The organism is Metabacillus sp. 22489 (assembly GCF_052044855.1).
GTDB classification, from domain to species: Bacteria; Bacillota; Bacilli; order Bacillales; family Bacillaceae; genus Metabacillus; species Metabacillus niabensis.
In genome coordinates, this window is record NZ_JBQENT010000116.1 from 1 (window position 1) to 1,215 (window position 1,215).

Annotated in this window: 1 protein-coding gene; it reads right to left on the minus strand. The window is 33.5% G+C overall.

The genetic code is table 11. The annotated features are described in order from the left end of the window. Nucleotides 1-18 precede the first annotated feature (18 nt). Nucleotides 19-1,139 (minus strand): IS3 family transposase gene (locus ACTJJ9_RS26280; RefSeq protein WP_440769009.1). Its coding sequence is split into 2 segments (ribosomal slippage): nt 19-878 and nt 878-1,139, totalling 1,122 coding nucleotides; the frame shifts between segments, so codons are not numbered across the junction. Between the last annotated feature and the right edge of the window lie 76 nt (nt 1,140-1,215).

Here is a 1,215-nt window from a genome sequence, read left to right on the forward strand (position 1 = left end):
TGGATCGTCAACACTAAACTAGACAATTTTTTTAAGGTGTTTTATTTTGAATTCAATTGGACTTAAATAATCTAGGGTTCCATGGATTCTAATATAGTTATACCAGTGAACATAGTCATGAAATTGTCTTGATAATTCTTCTAAACTATCAAAATGACGACGATTGACAAACTCAGTCTTAATGATTTTATATGTTGCTTCAGCTACTGCGTTGTCGTAAGGACAACCTTTCATGCTTAATGAACGACTGATATTAAATACTTTTAAAGCCTCATCAATAAGCTGATTTTTAAATTCACTTCCTCGGTCAGTATGAAATAGCTGGATGTTATGAAGGTCGGTTTTTATTGATGCTAACGCCTTATAAACTAATAATGCATCTTTGTTTGGGCCTGTACTATGACCGATAATTTCTCGATTAAAGAGATCAACAAATACACATATGTAATGCCATTTTTTCTCAACTCTTACATAAGTTAAATCACTTACTATGACAGACAATGGTTTTTCCTGTGTGAATTGTCGATTTAATTCATTGTTTAGTTGGTCCTCATTAGGCTGCGTTTTTTGAGGTTTAAACTGAGCTACTGTGTAAGAGGAAACAAGTCCCTGCTCATTCATAATGCGTCCTATGCGACGTCGAGATACTACTTTTCCTTTTTTCTTTAGTTCTTTTTTTATTTTACGAGTCCCATAATTTTGGTGACTTGCGTGAAATATTTCGATAATGTCAGTAGTGATAGTATCTTCGTTTGTACGTTCTTTTGCTTCATAATAATAGGTGCTTCTTGATAGTTGTAGGACTTTGCACATTGCTGATATCGAGTATTTATGTAGATTATTCTTAATCACATTTACTTTCGTCCTAGTATCAGCGCTGCCTGCTTTAAAATGTCATTTTCCATTTCAAGTTGTTTATTTCGCTTACGTAATTCAATTAATTCAATTTGTTCTGGTGTTAAGTTATCCTTCTCTTTAAATGATCCGGAGCTCTCACTTTGTTTCACCCATTTATCAAGAGAAGATGGTGTAAGATCGTATTCACGAATAATTTCTTTTCTAGGTTTTCCGTTCTTGTAAAGCTGTACGATTTGTTCCTTAAATTCTTCAGTAAAAGTTCGACGTTCTCTTTTAGGCATGTAGATTCTCCTCAAATGTATTAGTAGTATTCTACTTGACCTTAAAAATTCTGTCCAACTAAGTGTAGCCTATCCA